This window comes from Nocardioides pollutisoli (genome assembly GCF_040045055.1).
Classification (GTDB): Bacteria; Actinomycetota; Actinomycetes; order Propionibacteriales; family Nocardioidaceae; genus Nocardioides; species Nocardioides tweenelious.
Genome location: NZ_JBDZDU010000001.1, coordinates 2,591,802 through 2,606,858, shown reverse-complemented (window position 1 = coordinate 2,606,858; position 15,057 = coordinate 2,591,802). Strand labels below are relative to the sequence as shown.

Below are 15,057 nucleotides of genomic sequence, written 5' to 3'. Positions count from 1 at the left end.
TCTGCCCGTTCGTGGAACGGGTGGAGGTGGGCGACCGGCCCACCGCTGACCTGAGGAGCAGACATGGCGAAGTACCTGATCTTCTTCAACCAGCAGTGGGTGGGCGACCACTCCGAGGAGTGGTTCATCTCGCGCGGCCCGACCTCGATGGCGGTCGCCCGCGAGATGCAGGAGGCCGGCGTGTGGGTCTTCGGCGGCGGGCTCGAGGAGGAGGTCGACGAGGCCTTCAGCGCCGACGCGACCAGCGGGACGCTGCTCATCACCGACGGTCCGTTCGTCGAGACCAAGGAGCACCTCGGCGGCTTCTGCGTCGTCGACGTCCCCGATCGGAAGACCGCTGAGTACTGGGCGGGCCGGGTCGCGGAGGGCTGCGGGTGGCCGCAGGAGGTCCGGCGCTTCAAGTCCGGGCCGATGAGCGACTGACGATGACCCCCGGCCATTGCCCTGCTGTCAGACTGGACAGGTGACCGAGCTCCCCCGCAAGGCCGTGTCGCGGACAGCCAGGCTGGCCGCGCTGCCGCTGGGGTACGCCGGACGCAGCGCGCTCGGGCTCGGCAAGCGGATCGGCGGCAAGCCCGCCGAGGCCGTGATGAGCGACATCCAGCAGCGCACGGCCGAGCAGCTGTTCCGCACCCTGGGCGAGCTCAAGGGCGGGGCGATGAAGTTCGGCCAGGCGCTGTCGGTGCTCGAGGCGGCGCTGCCCGAGGAGATCGCCGGCCCCTACCGCGAGCAGCTGACCCGCCTCCAGGACTCCGCGCCGCCGATGCCGACGCAGCAGGTCCGCGAGGCCCTGGCCCGCGACCTCGGCCAGGACTGGAAGGAGCAGCTGGTCTGGCTCGACGGCGGCCCGACCGCCGCCGCGTCGATCGGCCAGGTGCACCAGGGACGCTGGCACGACGGCCGCGACGTCGCCGTGAAGGTGCAGTATCCCGGCGCGGGCGACGCGCTCCGCTCCGACCTGCGGCAGCTCTCGCGCCTGGCCCGGACCATGGGCAGCCTGGTCCCGGGGATCGACGTCAAGCCGCTGATCGCCGAGATGCAGGCGCGCACCGAGGAGGAGCTGGACTACCGGCTCGAGGCCGAGGCGCAGCGCACCTTCGCCGAGGCCTTCCGCGACGACCCGGACTTCGTCGTGCCCGACGTGGTCGCCGCCGGCGACACGACGCTGATCACCGAGTGGATGGAGTCGACCTCGTCGCTGGCCGCCGTGATCGCGTCCGGGACGCAGGAGGAGCGCAACCACTACGGCGAGCTGTTCGTCCGGTTCCTCGTCGAGGGTCCGGCGCGCACCGGGATGCTGCATGCGGACCCGCACCCGGGGAACTTCCGGATCCTGCCGACCGAGCAGGGGCAGCTCGGCGGGATGGGCATCCTCGACTTCGGGGCCGTGGCGCGGCTCGCGGACGGCGCCCTGCCGCTCGCGATGGGCTCGCTCATCCGGATCGCCGCCATCGAGGACGACGAGACCCTGCTGGCCGGGCTCCGCGAGGAGGGGTTCATCAAGGACCGCACCTCGATCGACCCCGCGCTGCTCCTCGACTACCTGTCACCCTTCGTCGAGCCGACTCAGGTCGAGCGGTTCCAGTTCTCGCGGGAGTGGATGCAGGCGCAGTTCCAGCGGGTCAACAACCCGCGGGACCCGTCGTACACGGTGGCGCTGAAGATCAACCTGCCCCCGTCGTACCTCCTGATCCACCGGACCTGGCTGGGTGCGATCGGGATCCTGAGCCAGCTCGAGGCCGAGGTGCCCTTCCGGGCGATCCTGACCGAGTACCTGCCCGGCTTCGCCGAGCCGAGCTGAGCACCAGCCCGGACGCCGCGAGGCAGGCGACGCCGCACGCCGGCCACAGCGCGGCCGGTGCGACGGCGTAGACCACTCCCCCGATCGGCCCGGCCAGCAGGGTGCCACTGGTGGCCGCCCCGGAGTAGAGGCCCTGGTACTGCCCGACCAGGTGGTCGGGCGCCGCGTCCAGCACGTGGGCGGTCGCGGTCGTCTTGTAGAGGATCTCGCCCGCCGTCAGCACCACCATGGCGAGGACGGCGACCCCCACGGTCACCGGCAGCCCGAACATCGCCGTGCCGACGCCGACGAGCGCGTAGCCCGTCGCGATGATCGGGTAGGCCGACCGCCGGCGCAGCCACAGCGCCACAGGCACCTCCAGCACCAGGATGAGGCCAGACCCGACGGCAATGAGGGCGGTGTAGAGCCCGATGGGCTGCCCTTCGTCGCGCAGATGCAGGGGCAGCGTCGTGTAGAGCTGGCGATAGACCAGGTCGACCAGGACGACGGCGCTCAGCAGGATGACCAGCGCCCGGTCGGCCCGCAGGGCGGTGAGCAGGCTCGGCCCGTCGCCGAGAACGGGTCCGGTCGCTTCCTCGGTCGGGAGGAACGACCACACGGCGACGGCGACGACGACCGTGAGCACGCCGTCGACCACGAAGAGGGCGGCGTAGCTCTGCGAGACGAGCAGCGCTCCGAGCGGCGGACCGAGCACGAAGCCGGCGTTCGACGCCGCCCGGCCGATCGCCACCGACGTACGCCGGTCCCCGCGCGGCACCGCCAGCGCGATCAGCGCTCCGGTCGAGACGCTCGAGGTCGCCGCAAGGTAGGACGACACCGGGAGCACGACCACCAGCGCTGCCACGGGCAGCCACGGGACCGCGAGCACCAACCCGCCCGCTGCGACCGAGGTGACCAGCAGCACCGGTCGGTGGCCGTGCCGGTCGCCCCACCGGCCGCCGGTGAAGCTGCCGAGGAGGAGTCCGACGCCGGAGGTCCCCGCGACCAGACCCGCAACCGCGACCGGCAGGTCGCGTGGGCCGGTCAGGTAGAGGGTCAGGAAGAGCATGAGGAACGAGCTCGTCGAACCGACGAACCGGGCCACCGCCAGCGCCCACACCACCCGTGGCACGTCACGCACGTCGACCTCCTCGCCCTCAGTTTCTATTAGAGACTTACTCTAGGATGCGGACATGGCCCACCGCACCCCCGAGGACGACTGCGGGGTCGCGCACGCGGTCGGGGTGCTCGGCGACGCGTGGTCGGTCCTGGTGCTGCGCGAGGTCGCGCGGGGCAGCACCCGCTTCGAGCAGGTGCTCGCCGGGACCGGCATCTCGCGCAAGGTCCTCGCGCAGCGGCTGGCCTCCCTCGTCGACGCCGAGGTGCTCGAGAAGGTGCGCTACCAGGAGCACCCGGACCGCCACGACTACCGGTTCACGCCGCGTGGGCGGGCGGCCCTGCCCGTGCTCGCGGCACTCCAGGAGTGGGGCGACACCTGGGTCCTGGGTGACGGGACCACGCAGGCGACGGCCGGACCGGACAGCGCCGAGGCCCACCGGGTCGCGGCCCTCGTGGGCACGCGGGTGCCGTCGCTGCGCGAGGACCCGGTCGCGGACGCGGCGTACACCGTCGTCTACTGCTATCCCGGCACGGCCCTCCCCGGCATCGACGCCGTGCCCGGCGGCCCGGGCTGCTCCCTCGAGTCGTGCACCTACCGCGACCGGCTCGACGAGTTCGCCGCACTCGGCGCGGGCGTGGTCGGGGTGAGCACCCAGCGGGCCGAGGAGCAGGCCGCCTTCGCTGAGGTCAACAAGATCCAGTTCCCGCTCGTCTCCGACGTCGAGCTCGAGCTCGCGACCGCCCTGCGGCTGCCGACCTTCCGGCACTCCGGTGCGACGCGGCTCAAGCGGCTGACCCTGGTCGTCGACGCGGATCGAGTCGTGCGCGGCACGCTCTTCCCCGTGCGCGACGTGACCGGCAGCGTCGAGGACGCCCTCGCGCTCGTCGCGTCGCTCGCCTGACCTACTCCCCGACCTCGCCGTCGATCCACTCGCGGATCAGGTCGGCGTGGCCGTTGTGGCGGGCGTACTCCTCGACCATGTGGGCGAGGATCCAGCGCATCGAGAACGGCGTGCCGGCGCGTCCGGCCCGCACGGAGAGCTGACCCAGGTCGGCGACCTTGGCGATGATCGCGTCCGACGCGGTGACCGCGTCGTCGAGCATCGCCCGGAGCTCCTCGGGGGTGTCCTCGGTGGCGCTGTGCCAGTCCCAGTCGGCGTCCGCCTTCCAGTCGACCGAGGCCCACGGCTCGGCGTACTCGTGGCCCTCGAAGACGCAGTCGAACCACCAGTGCTCCACGAAGGCGAGGTGCTTGAGCATCCCGCCGAGCGTCATCGTCGACGGTGCGAGGCAGATGTCGAGCTGGTCCGCGTTCAGACCGGCCGTCTTCAACCGCAGCGTGTCGCGGTGGTAGTCGAGGTAGCCGACCAGCGTCGCCTTCTCGTCGGCGGCGAGGGGCGGGTCGATCCGGTCGACGGTCATCGGGGGCTCCTCGAGGTGATGCAGTACGTCGTCCCGACCGGGTCGGTGAGGACGGTCCACTCGTCGTTGGCCGGCCCGACCGTCGCGCCGAGCGCGACGTGACGGGCGACCTCGGAGTCCCGGTCGTCGGTGGCCAGGTCGAGGTGCGCACGGACCTCGCCACCGTCGTCGTCGAGCCGCTGGACGAGCCAGCGCAGCGGCTGCTCGTCGGGCGGCTGGAGCCGCTCGAACTCGGGGCTGTCGACGTCGGTCAGCTCCCAGCCGGTGAGGTCCTGCCAGAACGCCACCTCGACGTCGTACGCCGTGGGCGGCACGTCGAGGCAGACCTGGTCGACCATCGAGCGATGTCCGCCCGGCCAGGTCGTCGGGCGGGGTCGTCGCGTGGCCTCGTGCCGCACGAAGCAGAAGACGAAGCCACCGGGCGAGCGGAGGACGACGTAGCCCTCCTCGTGGCGGACGAGCACGTGGCCACCGAGCTCGATCGCGGCCTCGGCGGCGACCTGCGGGTTCTCGACGTGGAGGTCGAGGTGGATCCGGCCGTCCCCGTCACCGACCCGCTGCACCCGGAGGTAGTCGTCGCCGTCGGGCGGGACCAGGGTCGCGAACTCACCGTCGCTCCCCCGCCGCTCGGAGAGCGCGTAGCCGGTGACGTCCTGCCAGAAGGCGACGGCCTCGTCGAAGCCGTCGGCCGGGAGGTCGAGGAAGGCGCTGACCCAGAACGGGGTGGTCGTCATGCCACGGACTTGTGGAGGACGGCGCCGGTGGGCGTGATCCGTACGTCGTCGCCCTCGGCGGCCCCGGTCCCGTCGACGAGCAGGCTCATGCCGCCCTCGGTGAGCGGCGGGAAGAGCAGCGTGACCTCGGGGTTGGCGCCGACGTTGGCCACCGAGCCGCGACCCGGGGTGACGACCACGAGCGCGTCTCCCTCGACGACAGCTCGCACGGAGACCGCCTTCACCCGGCCGTCCTTCGAGGTCAGCAGGTAGCCCCGGTCGAAGTCGGCGAGGGTCTTCGGCAGGTCTGCCAGGTCGACGAGAACGCTCATCCGGGGTCCCCGCGGAATCGGGGGATGGAGGAGCGAAGCGGGGGAAGCCCGCGATTTCGTGGGGTGGGGCTCATGCCTCGAGGCTATCGACCCAGCGCTCTCCTGCCACCGTGGTTTCCGCGCCGCCGCCGGTCAGCTCGGCGACCAGAGCCGCGAGCCGCGGCTCGTCGTGGGGTCGTACGCCGAGGACGAGCTCGACCCGGGCGGCGTACGACGTGTCGAGGACGGCGATGCCGCGGTCGCGCAGCTCGCTCTCGACCCGCCCGGCGTCGGCGTGGTCGAGCTCGAGCGTGTGCTCGCGCACCAGCACGCGACGGAGCGTGCCCGCCTCGTCGAGGGCGGCGCGCACGGCATCGCCGTACGCACGGACGAGGCCACCGGCGCCGAGGAGCGTGCCGCCGAACCACCGGGTGACGACCGCGACGACGTCACTCACCCCGGATCCGCGGAGCACCTCGAGCATCGGGGCGCCGGCCGTGCCGGCGGGCTCCCCGTCGTCGGACGAGCGCTCGACCTGCCCGATCCGGATGGCCGAGCAGTGGTGGCGGGCGTCCCAGTGCTCCTTGCGGAGCCGGTCGACGACCGCGCGGGCGGCGTCCTCGTCCTCGACCCGGACCAGCGTGCAGAGGAAGCGGGACCGCTTGACCTCGATCTCCGCCTCGGCGTCGCGCGCGATCGTGAGGTAGCTGCTCATGACCAGACGCCGAACACGTCGCCGCCGATCCGGACGATGAACGCAGACACGACGACGATGAAGAAGACCCGGACGAAGCGAGCGCCGCGGGAGACGGCGGTGCGCGCCCCGACGTACCCGCCGACGACGTTGCAGACCGCCATCACCACCGCGACCTTCCAGACGATCGCGCCCTGGGGCGCGAAGACCAGGATGGCGGCGAGGTTGGTGGCCAGGTTGGCGAGCTTCGCCTTCGCGGACGCCTCGAGGAAGCTGTAGCCCATCAGGCCGACCAGGGTGATGACGAAGAAGCTGCCGGTGCCCGGCCCGAGGGCGCCGTCGTAGAAGCCGATCGCCAGGCCCGTGCCCATGGCGGCGATCAGGTGCCGGTGGCCGGAGAACCGCAGGACCGTCTCCTCGCCGAGGTCGGGCTTGAGGAGCACGTAGGCGCCGACCACGATCAGCGCGACCAGGACGATCGGCTCGAACGCGTCCCGCGGGATCTGGCTGGCCACCAGCGCGCCCGCGGCCGACCCGGCGAAGGCGAAGAGCATCAGCGGGAGGAACGTCCTCGGATCGGGGCGGATCCGGCGGTAGTACGTCGCCGCGCTGACCGTCGTGCCGCTGAACGCGGCGACCTTGTTCGTCGCGAGGATCTGCACGGGCGCGGCGCTCGGCATCCCGAGCAGCAGCGCCGGCAGCTGGATCAACCCGCCACCGCCGACCACCGCGTCGACGAAGCCCGCCGCGAGCGCTGCCAGACCGAGCAGGGCGAGCACGGTGGCGGAGACGTCGGTCATCTGCCTCTTTCGGTGGTCGAGTAGCGAGCGTCAGCGAGCGTATCGAGACTCCAAGCCGACCCCCAGTCGGCTCCAAGAGGGCCGCGACATGGTCTCCCCACCAAGCCGAACCCCCCACGAAAGAGAGACCCTCATGCACCGCCGCTGGCTGAGCCGGACGCTGATCGCGTTCGCCGCCCCCGCCCTGACCGTCACCGTCCTCGCGTCGTCCGCCACCGCGGGCACCGTGGACGTCCCCACCATCGACGAGGTCGCCAGGATCTACCCGCACCTCGACGGCGGCACCGCCTCCGAGTCGGCCGTGCAGGTCTACGGTCCTGCCAAGAAGTGCACCACCAAGGTGATCAAGGGTGCGAGCGGCAGGTCCGCGTCGTACTCGCCCGACTACAGCTCCGGCGACCCGAACGTCTACGTGGTCGACGGTGAGCACCCGATGATCTCGGTCCAGGCCTACGAGTTCCCGACCCCGAAGGCGGCGATCGCCTACCTCCACGGCTACGCGAAGTACACCAAGGACTGCCCGACCGGTGGCGGCTCCGGTGGCGGCGGCGGTGGCGGCGGCAAGCCGGACTGCACCTCGAAGATGACGAAGATCAAGTTCACGCTCGGCGACGAGCGCTGGGGCTACCAGATGCGGTCGACCTGCCGGATCGCGGGCCAGACGACCTCCTCGGTCTTCAACATGCTCTTCGTGCGCAAGGGCAAGTTCATCGTCTACGCGACCGCGATGTCGATGGACACCTCTGCCCCGTCGATCCCGAAGTCGGTCGACCTCACGGCACTCGCCCTGAAGTCGGTCTGAGCGCAGCGGCGCGCGGACGGGTTCGGCCGTTCCACGGTCTGAACCCGTCCGCCGTGCCACGATCACGCCCATGACCCGCCATCGGCTGACTCGGGCGCTGATCGCGCTCGCCGTCCCTGCCCTCCTCGTCCCCGCCCTCGCCACCTCGGCCACCGCCGACCCCGGGCCATCGGCCACGCCGACCCTCGCCCAGGTCGCCGAGATCTACCCGCACCTGGACGGCGGGACCGCGGACGCGACGCACGAGAAGGTCTACGAGCCGAGCAAGAGCTGCAAGGACGGCGACCCCATCAAGGGCGCCTCCAGCAAGACGGTGACCTACTCGGCCCCCATGGACTCCCCGTCCGACTACGAGGTGACCGGTGCGAAGCCCTCCGTCGCAGTCTCGGTCGTACGGCTCCCCTCGACCAAGGTCGCGCGGGACTACCTGGCCGTCGGGCGGGTCGAGACGAAGAAGTGCACCGACGACGACCCGCACTCCAAGCTGACGGTCACGACCATCCCCTTCCGGGTCGACGGGCAGCACTGGGGCTACCGGTTCCGCTGGACGACCAAGGGCTCCATCACGATCGTGAACGCACTTTTCGCCCGCACCGGTCGCACGGTGGTGAGCGTGATGAGCATGTCGCTGGAGGGCCGGAAGGCGCCGTCGACCCCGAAGACGATCGACCTGATGAGGCTCGCGCTCAGGACGCTCTGAGCGACTCTCTAGAGTCGGTGGGTGCGCATCGTCTCGTTGCTCCCCTCCACCACGGAGATCCTCTTCGCCATCGGCGCCGGTGACGACGTCGTCGGCGTGACCTTCGAGTGCGACTTCCCCGCGGAGGCGCGGACCCGACGCATCGTCTCGACCTCCGCCATGCCGGAGGGACTGTCCGCCGCCGAGATCGACGCGTACGTCGTCGGCGCGATGTCGCGCGGCGAGGATCTCTACCACCTGTCGGCCGACGCGCTGGCCGACCTCGACGCCGACCTGGTCGTCACCCAGGACCTGTGCGCCGTGTGCGCGGTCGACGTCTCCGTCGTGGACGACGCCCTCGCGCACCTCGGCTGCACCGCCGAGGTCCTGACGATCGACCCGCACACGCTCGACGAGGTGTTCTCCTCGATCCTGCTGCTCGGCCAGGCGACCGGGTGTGCGCCGGCCGCCGCTGCCCTGGTCGCCTCCTTGCGCGCCCGCCTGGCGGCGGTCGAGGCACGCGTGGCCGGGCTTTCCCGGCCGCGGGTGATGCTGCTCGAGTGGACCGACCCGCCGTACGCACCGGGACACTGGGTGCCCGAGATGATCGTCGCCGCCGGAGGCACCTCTGTCCTCGGCAAGCCCGGCGCGAAGTCGGAGCGCGTGCTGTGGGAGTCGGTCCACGAAGCTGCCCCGGACGTGATCGTCTGCGCGCCGTGCGGCTACGACCTGGCGGGAGCTCAGTCGCTCGCGGACGACCTGGAGGCCTCCGGCGTCCTACCTGCGGGCGTCCCTGTCCACGCCGTCGACGCCAACGCTGCCTGGGCCCGCCCCGGCACCCGCCTGGTCGACGGGGTCGAGGAGCTCGCGGCGATCCTGCACCCGGCCTGAGCGGATCGCCGCCCTGAGCAGCCCGAAAGCGCCGATGCAGATCCAGGTGAAATTGAGCGCGGTCGACGGCCAGGCTCCGTAGTAGGCGGTGTTGAGCATCAGGAACGCCCCGCCCACGAGGTTCATGAGCTGGAAGGCGAGTCCGGTCGCGTGGATGCGCGACACGGTGACCAGCGCGTAGGCGCCGACCAGCAGCGCCATGCCGGCCCAGCCGAGCACGTTGACGACGATCACGGTCACATCCACCGGACCATCCTTGCTCACCGTGCGCCCGCCGTTGTCGGTGGGCGCACGTAGACATGTCCCATGAGTGGGACAACCGTGGCCGAGGAGGCCGAGCACTACCTGTGGGCGGTGGCGGAGCGCGAGCCACAGGAGCGCGAGTGCCTGGTCTGCTTCGTGGCGCGCACGGTCGAGGAGCTCGGCTGCGACTCCACCCTGCTGTGGGCGACAAGGTTCCGCGACCTGCGCTCTCCGACCGCGACGGCGCTCGAGCGTCGCTACCGGGCGATGGCGGTGCGCTGCGACTGCCTGATCCCGCAGAAGGCACACCAGCTGGTCCGCGAGCTGCTGGTCCGCGACCTCCACACCGACGAGCTCGAGCGGCCGGCTCAGCTGCCCCCGTGCGCCGGAGTGCGCCGCACCAACGTGCGCCCCTGCGCCAACTGGGAGCGGAGCTTCATGGCCGGCTACCCCGACTGAGACGTCAGTCGCCGACCCAGAAGCCACGGCCACCGAACCAGTCGCCGTAACCGCCGCCGCCGAAGGCGCCCCCGCGGCCGCGGGAGCCGAGGTAAGAGCCGACCACGGCGGCGCCCAGGTCGTCGAGCTCGGGAGCGACGACGCGGCCCTCGACGCGCTTGGCCATCGAGTCGATGAAGCGGGCCAGCCCCGGGTCCTCGCCGAGGCGGAAGAACGTCGTCTGCGCGCCGAGGCGGCCGGCGTTGTCGAGCTCGCGGACGGCGTACGCGACCGTGAGCGGGTGGGGCGGGTAGGAGAAGAAGACCTCGCCGTCGGGCTCGAGGTGCGACGTCGGCTCGCCGTCGGTGACGATCAGCAGCACCGGCTGGGCGTTGGGGTGCTTGCGGAAGTGGCGGTTGGCGAGCAGCAGCGCGTGGTGGAGGTTGGTGCCCTTGTCCCACATGGCGTCGAGGCCGGTGAGGTGCTCGATGTCCATCACCTCGGCGTGCCGGCCGAAGCCGATCAGCTGGAGGTCGTCGCCGCGGAAACGCGACTTGATCAGCGTGTGGAGAGCGAGCGCGGTGCGCTTCATCGGCACCCAGCGGCCGTCCATCGCCATCGAGAACGACGTGTCGACGAGCAGTGCCACGGCCGCCTGCGTGCGCGCCTCGGTCTCCTGGACCTCGACGTCGCGGATGCTCAATAAAGGTTCGCTCACACCACCATCGGTGGTTGCGCCCGCCTTCGGCGAGCGTGCCTCTGCCGCTCGACGCACCACGCCGTTGAGCATGGTGCGCGGGACGTCCCACGGCTCGGTGTCGCCGAAGGCCCACTCGCGGGTCGCGCCGGACAGGTCGCCCGCCGCACCGGCTCGCTGGAGCTCGCGGTTGCCCTGGCGACCGGACATCCGGTCGGCGACGTCGCGCAGGAGCGCCTTGCCGAGCTGGCGCATGGCCTTCGGCGTCAGCTTGAGCTGGCCGTCGGAGCCGCGCTTGAGGGTGCCGGAGTCGCGCAGCGCCTTCTCGAGCTGCTGCAGGGTCCGGGCGTCGACCGCCGCCTCGTCGCCGAGCTGGCGGGCGAGCTTGTCGAGGTCGAGGTCGTCCATCCGCGCGCCGCCGTACGACTGCGAGAGCTGGTCGGAGAGCTCGTCGAGGTCGGCGAGGTCCTGGAAGACGCCGGTGCCGTCGCCGAGGCCGAGGCCCTGCTCGCCGTCCATCCGCTCCGAGCTGCCCCAGTCCTCGCCGGGCCGCATCGCCTGGAGGTTGGCGTCGAGCTGGTTGAGCGACCGCATCAGCTCCGGCGATCCGAACGCCTGCGCCGAGAGCTCCATCAGCTCCTGGCGCTGCTCGGGCGTCATCGAGTTGAGCATCCGCTGGGCAGCCGCGGCACGCTGGGCGAGCGAGTCGAGGAGCTCGTCGATGTCCTGCGGGTTCTCCGGGAAGTAGTCGCCGTGCTTGTCCATGAACGCGTCGAAGTCGTCCTGGGTGTCGCTGCCCTCCTGGTGCTTCTCGAGCAGCTGGTTGAGGTCCTGCAGCATCTCGTTGACGGCGGCCCGGTCCTCGTCGGTCGCCCCTTCGAGCGCCTGCTTCATGCCCGCGAACCGCTGGTCGAGCATCTCGCGACCGAGCAGGTCCTTGATCTTCTCGTAGTCCTCGCGGGCCTCGCGCGACGCCCAGTCGTAGTCGGAGAGCTCGGAGACCGCGGCCGCCGTGGACGACGGGAGGTTCTCGAGCTGCATCTCCCGGAAGGCGCGGTCACCGTCGTCCATCATCGCGTCGCGGGCGAGCTGCTTGCGCTCCTCGAGCAGCGCGTGGTCGAGCAGCTCCTTGACCTCCTGCAGGGTGCCGTCGAGGTTGTGGCGCTGGAGCAGGTCGCGACGGCGCTCGGCCACGCGGCGGGCGAGGTCGTCGAGACCGGACTGGTCGCGGCCGCCGCGACGCAGGAACTCCCGCATCGCGCGCTCGGGCGAGTAGCCCGCCATGACGTCCTCGCCGATCGCGTCGAGCGCCTCGGCGAGGTCGACCGGCGGGGCGAGCGGGTCGCCGCCGTCGTACCTCTTGAAGCGGGTCTTGTTCTTCATCGCCGACCCACCGTCACCTGTCCGGCCACGGCCCGCGGGATCTCGGCGACGGCGTCGACGCCCTGCAGCAGCTGGGCGATGACGTCGGCGTCCTCGGTCGAGTCGACGACGACGGCGTAGTCGATCGAGGTCGTGGCCCAGGTGGTCGCGTCGAAGTCACCGCTGGCCTCGATCAGCACCCCCGACACGGGGATCCCGGGCTGCGCCTCCCGGAAGACGTCGTTGAGCACGCAGCTGGCGACGGCCGTGAGCAGCATGTGGGCGCCGGTGCCGCCGCCCTCGACGGCGATGCCGGAGTCGGTCCACTGGTGCGGCACGACGTACGTCGGTGCGACGTCGCCGGCCAGCGAGCCGGCGGCGACCCGCACGTCGACGTGGAGCTCAGCCATAGACGGTCTCCGAGCCGTCGGTGTCCTTCCCGACCTTGCGGGCCAGGTAGAGACCCTCGAGGGCCAGCTCGATAGCGCCGGCCCGGTGGCCGTCGTCGGTCGCGTCGAGCCGGTCGCAGATGTCGTCGTACAGCTCGGACTCGCCGAGCACGGGGAGCCCGGTGAGGAAGTCGCGCGCCGTGACCTGCTCGCCGGTGGTCACCATGGCGCCACCCTCGATGGCGTCGATGAGCACGGCGAAGTCGAGGCCACGGAACGTCGCGCGGACCGTCTCCGCGATGGCGGTGCGGAGCAGGTGCTCGAGGATCTCGGTCTCGCGACCCTCCTCACCGCTCTCGAACTCGATCTTGCCGCCGAGCACGTCGACGGCCGTCTCGAGGTCGACCACGCGGGCGACCGCGGCGTCCTCGCCCTGCGCGGTCGCACGGTGCAGCGCGGCCGCGGCGATGGTCTCGGCGCCGGCGATCGCGAACCGCGCGGAGACGCCGGAGCGCTGGTCGACCGCGGTCGACTCACGGAGCTGGCGGGTGAAGCGGGCCAGGATCTCGACGAGGTAGTCGGGGACGTCGGCGACCAGGTCCGCCTCCTGGCGGATCACGGAGACCTCGTCGACCAGCTCGGTCGGGTAGTGGGTGCGGATCTCGGCGCCGAAGCGGTCCTTGAGCGGGGTGATGATGCGCCCGCGGTTGGTGTAGTCCTCCGGATTGGCGCTGGCGACGACGAGCACGTCGAGCGGCAGCCGGAGCACGTAGCCGCGGATCTGGATGTCGCGCTCCTCCATCACGTTGAGCATCGCGACCTGGATCCGCTCGGCAAGGTCGGGCAGCTCGTTGATCGCGACGATGCCGCGGTGGCTGCGCGGGATCAGCCCGAAGTGGATGGTCTCGGGATCACCCAGCGACCGGCCCTCGGCGACCTTCATGGGGTCGACGTCACCGATCAGGTCGGCGACGCTCGTGTCGGGGGTCGCCAGCTTCTCGGCGTACCTCTCGTCGCGGTGGCGCCACGCGACAGGCAGGTCGTCGCCGAGCTCGGCGGCGCGGCGCTGCGAGACGTGGGTGATCGGCTCGTAGGGGTGCTCGCCGAGCTCGGACCCGTCGATCACGGGCGTCCACTCGTCGAGCAGGCCGACCATGGTGCGCAGCAGCCGGGTCTTGCCCTGGCCGCGCTCACCGAGGAGGACGACGTCGTGCCCGGCGATCAGCGCGCGCTCGAGCTGCGGGATCACCGTGTCCTCGAACCCGTGCAGCCCGGGCCAGGGATCGCGGCCCTCCCGGAGCGCTGCGAGCAAGTTGGAGCGGATCTCCTCGCGGAGGGTCTGCTGGACGTGGCCGGAGGCGCGGAGCTCGCCGACCGTCTTCTGAGAAGGAGCCGAGGTCACACACTCACGCTACTCAGCCCGCCAACAAATAGGGGACGTCTCCGGTTCGCGAGACCCCCACCGGCGGGTCGTCAGTGGTCCGGGAGCTCGCGGTGCTCCTCCGCCGTACGCCGGATCCGACGCACGATCGGGACCCGGACCGGGACCAGGACCTCGCGGCTGGGTGTCTCGGGCGCGACCTCGGGCAGCCCCTCGGCGGTCTCCGGGAGCTCGATCCCGATCGATTCCAGGAAGGACTCGTCGGCCTGCGCCACCCGGTCCGCCTGCGGCAGCACCACGGTGACGCAACGGACGTCGTCCGACGACGACGACCCGATCACGCGCTCGGAGGCCCGCCGGACGTGGTGGGCTCCGACGACGAGCATCTGGGCCCTGGTCTCGACCCAGCCCAAGCAGTCGTCGATCGCACCGTCCTCCAGCACCACGCGGATCTCGATGTCCGGCCAGTGGGACTTCATCTCGTGGACCAGGTCGACAAGGAGGATCCGCTCGAAACCGAGGAGGCACGGACCGAACTCGGCCTCCATGCGCGCGGTCTCGTCCATGGTCTCGAGATCGTCGTCGCCACCCGGATCGATCGGGTCCGCGAGCGAGTGCAGCACCGTCACGGCGAGCCCCCGGCGAGCGGCCTGCCGGCAGGCGTACTCCAGCGGGCCGGCCGACTCCGGCGTCCCGTCGCACACCACGACGACACCCAGTCCCTGCCCGGCGCCACGGGTCCGCGGCACCACGACCGGGCACGGGGCGTGCGCGGACACGAAGCCGACCGCCGACTCGATCACCGGACGGTCGTGGACCCCGGCGGAGTGCGAACCGATCACCAGCATCGCCGCGTCGCGCGCGAGCTCCATCAGCACGTCGTGCGGCCCGGCGTCCCGCAGGACCTCGCGGACCTCGACCTCCGGGGCCGTACGCCGCACCTCGGCGCCGGCCCGGTCGAGAGCGGCCCGACCCGCGCCACGCGTCGCGTCGATGACCTCCCGCAGGTCGATGGGCTCGACGTCGACCCACGCCTCGACGGCCGGTCCGGTCGCGTGCACGAGCGTGAGCGCGAGTCCCTCGGCCCGAGCCTCCTCGATCGCCCAGGCCAGGGCCTGGTCCGCAGCCTGGGTCGAGTCCACCCCGACCACGATGGTCCCGGACGGGATCCTCTGCTGATCGACCATGATCGCCACCTCCCCGGTGTCGGACGGCCACCATGGTCGCCTTCATCCGAGCGTCCGCCTGCTCGGCGCCGACGCGCAGGGTCCATGCGACTGGCGTCACAGGACCAAAGTCCCGCCAGGTCCGCCCTCGACCACGCCGTAGTCTGCGG

General features: G+C 71.5%; 17 protein-coding genes and 1 pseudogene. 7 read left to right on the top strand and 11 right to left on the bottom strand.

Annotated features, from left to right (window positions below):
- The first annotated feature begins 63 nt into the window (after positions 1-63).
- Positions 64-423, top strand: coding sequence for a YciI family protein (locus tag ABLE68_RS12725; protein ID WP_348871773.1), 360 nt, complete (start codon positions 64-66; stop codon positions 421-423).
- A 40-nt stretch (positions 424-463) separates the two neighbouring features.
- Complete coding sequence (locus ABLE68_RS12720) at positions 464-1,801, top strand: ABC1 kinase family protein (RefSeq protein WP_348871772.1); 1,338 nt, start codon at positions 464-466, stop codon at positions 1,799-1,801.
- A gap of 103 nt (positions 1,802-1,904) precedes the next feature.
- Here ABLE68_RS12720 and ABLE68_RS12715 read toward each other — a convergent pair.
- Positions 1,905-2,885: pseudogene (locus ABLE68_RS12715) on the bottom strand (MFS transporter); the annotation flags it as partial.
- Between the two features lie 88 nt (positions 2,886-2,973).
- On the opposite strand from ABLE68_RS12715, the gene ABLE68_RS12710 reads away from it, so the two are divergent.
- Entirely contained in the window at positions 2,974-3,801 is an 828-nt protein-coding gene (locus ABLE68_RS12710; protein ID WP_348871771.1) for a winged helix-turn-helix transcriptional regulator, read from the top strand.
- A 1-nt stretch (position 3,802) separates the two neighbouring features.
- Here the strand turns inward: ABLE68_RS12710 and ABLE68_RS12705 are convergent, their stop codons facing one another.
- From ABLE68_RS12705 to ABLE68_RS12685, 5 genes are all read right to left on the bottom strand, one after another.
- On the bottom strand, positions 3,803-4,321 hold the full coding sequence (locus tag ABLE68_RS12705; protein WP_348871769.1) for a DinB family protein: 519 nt from the start codon (positions 4,319-4,321) through the stop codon (positions 3,803-3,805).
- Entirely contained in the window at positions 4,318-5,055 is a 738-nt protein-coding gene (locus ABLE68_RS12700) for a VOC family protein (RefSeq protein ID WP_348871768.1), read from the bottom strand. The genes ABLE68_RS12705 and ABLE68_RS12700 overlap by 4 nt, the downstream gene beginning before the upstream one ends.
- Complete coding sequence (locus ABLE68_RS12695; protein WP_348871767.1) at positions 5,052-5,366, bottom strand: pyridoxamine 5'-phosphate oxidase; 315 nt, start codon at positions 5,364-5,366, stop codon at positions 5,052-5,054. Before ABLE68_RS12695 ends, ABLE68_RS12700 begins: the two co-directional genes overlap by 4 nt.
- Positions 5,367-5,436: 70 nt before the next feature.
- Complete coding sequence (locus ABLE68_RS12690) at positions 5,437-6,060, bottom strand: YigZ family protein (protein WP_348871766.1); 624 nt, start codon at positions 6,058-6,060, stop codon at positions 5,437-5,439.
- Positions 6,057-6,839: a sulfite exporter TauE/SafE family protein gene (locus ABLE68_RS12685; protein WP_348871765.1), complete on the bottom strand. Its 783-nt coding sequence runs from the start codon at positions 6,837-6,839 to the stop codon at positions 6,057-6,059. Before ABLE68_RS12685 ends, ABLE68_RS12690 begins: the two co-directional genes overlap by 4 nt.
- Before the next feature lie 133 nt (positions 6,840-6,972).
- Between ABLE68_RS12685 and ABLE68_RS12680 the strand changes: the two genes are divergently transcribed.
- The 3 genes from ABLE68_RS12680 to ABLE68_RS12670 all read left to right on the top strand — a co-directional run bounded on the left by ABLE68_RS12680 (position 6,973) and on the right by ABLE68_RS12670 (position 9,211).
- Positions 6,973-7,641, top strand: a complete 669-nt coding sequence (locus tag ABLE68_RS12680; RefSeq protein ID WP_348871763.1) for a hypothetical protein — start codon at positions 6,973-6,975, stop codon at positions 7,639-7,641.
- A gap of 70 nt (positions 7,642-7,711) precedes the next feature.
- Positions 7,712-8,341 (top strand): hypothetical protein, encoded by a 630-nt coding sequence (locus tag ABLE68_RS12675; protein ID WP_348871762.1) that lies wholly within the window; start codon positions 7,712-7,714, stop codon positions 8,339-8,341.
- A gap of 21 nt (positions 8,342-8,362) precedes the next feature.
- Positions 8,363-9,211 (top strand): ABC transporter substrate-binding protein, encoded by an 849-nt coding sequence (locus ABLE68_RS12670; protein ID WP_348871760.1) that lies wholly within the window; start codon positions 8,363-8,365, stop codon positions 9,209-9,211.
- On the opposite strand, the gene ABLE68_RS12665 is transcribed toward ABLE68_RS12670, so the two are convergent.
- Complete coding sequence (locus ABLE68_RS12665) at positions 9,098-9,457, bottom strand: CBU_0592 family membrane protein (RefSeq protein ID WP_348871759.1); 360 nt, start codon at positions 9,455-9,457, stop codon at positions 9,098-9,100. The two genes, ABLE68_RS12670 and ABLE68_RS12665, sit on opposite strands and share 114 nt — an antisense overlap.
- 60 nt (positions 9,458-9,517) lie before the next feature.
- Here ABLE68_RS12665 and ABLE68_RS12660 point away from each other — a divergent pair, with 60 nt between their 5' ends.
- On the top strand, positions 9,518-9,913 hold the full coding sequence (locus ABLE68_RS12660; protein WP_348871758.1) for a DUF2695 domain-containing protein: 396 nt from the start codon (positions 9,518-9,520) through the stop codon (positions 9,911-9,913).
- A 4-nt stretch (positions 9,914-9,917) separates the two neighbouring features.
- Here ABLE68_RS12660 and ABLE68_RS12655 read toward each other — a convergent pair whose 3' ends face one another.
- The 4 genes from ABLE68_RS12655 to ABLE68_RS12640 form a co-directional block, all read right to left on the bottom strand.
- The gene (locus tag ABLE68_RS12655) at positions 9,918-11,972 is read right to left on the bottom strand and encodes a VWA domain-containing protein (RefSeq protein ID WP_348871757.1); all 2,055 of its coding nucleotides are present in this window, start codon (positions 11,970-11,972) and stop codon (positions 9,918-9,920) included.
- Positions 11,969-12,361 (bottom strand): OsmC family protein, encoded by a 393-nt coding sequence (locus tag ABLE68_RS12650; protein ID WP_348871756.1) that lies wholly within the window; start codon positions 12,359-12,361, stop codon positions 11,969-11,971. Before ABLE68_RS12650 ends, ABLE68_RS12655 begins: the two co-directional genes overlap by 4 nt.
- The gene (locus ABLE68_RS12645) at positions 12,354-13,742 is read right to left on the bottom strand and encodes a magnesium chelatase ATPase subunit I (protein WP_348871754.1); all 1,389 of its coding nucleotides are present in this window, start codon (positions 13,740-13,742) and stop codon (positions 12,354-12,356) included. Before ABLE68_RS12645 ends, ABLE68_RS12650 begins: the two co-directional genes overlap by 8 nt.
- A gap of 71 nt (positions 13,743-13,813) precedes the next feature.
- Positions 13,814-14,908 carry a universal stress protein gene (locus ABLE68_RS12640; protein ID WP_348871753.1) on the bottom strand — a complete coding sequence of 365 codons (1,095 nt, stop codon included), beginning with the start codon at positions 14,906-14,908 and terminating at the stop codon, positions 13,814-13,816.
- Positions 14,909-15,057: the final 149 nt, after the last annotated feature.

Excerpts from the sequence above, each read along its gene's own strand:
- ABLE68_RS12725 (WP_348871773.1), top strand. The coding sequence starts at position 64 with ATGGCGAAGTACCTGATCTTCTTCAACCAGCAGTGGGTGGGCGACCAC.
- ABLE68_RS12700 (WP_348871768.1), bottom strand. The coding sequence starts at position 5,055 with ATGACGACCACCCCGTTCTGGGTCAGCGCCTTCCTCGACCTCCCGGCC.
- ABLE68_RS12675 (WP_348871762.1), top strand. The coding sequence starts at position 7,712 with ATGACCCGCCATCGGCTGACTCGGGCGCTGATCGCGCTCGCCGTCCCT.
- ABLE68_RS12650 (WP_348871756.1), bottom strand. The coding sequence starts at position 12,361 with ATGGCTGAGCTCCACGTCGACGTGCGGGTCGCCGCCGGCTCGCTGGCC.
- ABLE68_RS12680 (WP_348871763.1), top strand. The coding sequence starts at position 6,973 with ATGCACCGCCGCTGGCTGAGCCGGACGCTGATCGCGTTCGCCGCCCCC.
- ABLE68_RS12660 (WP_348871758.1), top strand. The coding sequence starts at position 9,518 with ATGAGTGGGACAACCGTGGCCGAGGAGGCCGAGCACTACCTGTGGGCG.
- ABLE68_RS12690 (WP_348871766.1), bottom strand. The coding sequence starts at position 6,060 with ATGAGCAGCTACCTCACGATCGCGCGCGACGCCGAGGCGGAGATCGAG.
- ABLE68_RS12655 (WP_348871757.1), bottom strand. The coding sequence starts at position 11,972 with ATGAAGAACAAGACCCGCTTCAAGAGGTACGACGGCGGCGACCCGCTC.
- ABLE68_RS12710 (WP_348871771.1), top strand. The coding sequence starts at position 2,974 with ATGGCCCACCGCACCCCCGAGGACGACTGCGGGGTCGCGCACGCGGTC.
- ABLE68_RS12705 (WP_348871769.1), bottom strand. The coding sequence starts at position 4,321 with ATGACCGTCGACCGGATCGACCCGCCCCTCGCCGCCGACGAGAAGGCG.
- ABLE68_RS12695 (WP_348871767.1), bottom strand. The coding sequence starts at position 5,366 with ATGAGCGTTCTCGTCGACCTGGCAGACCTGCCGAAGACCCTCGCCGAC.
- ABLE68_RS12685 (WP_348871765.1), bottom strand. The coding sequence starts at position 6,839 with ATGACCGACGTCTCCGCCACCGTGCTCGCCCTGCTCGGTCTGGCAGCG.
- ABLE68_RS12640 (WP_348871753.1), bottom strand. The coding sequence starts at position 14,908 with ATGGTCGATCAGCAGAGGATCCCGTCCGGGACCATCGTGGTCGGGGTG.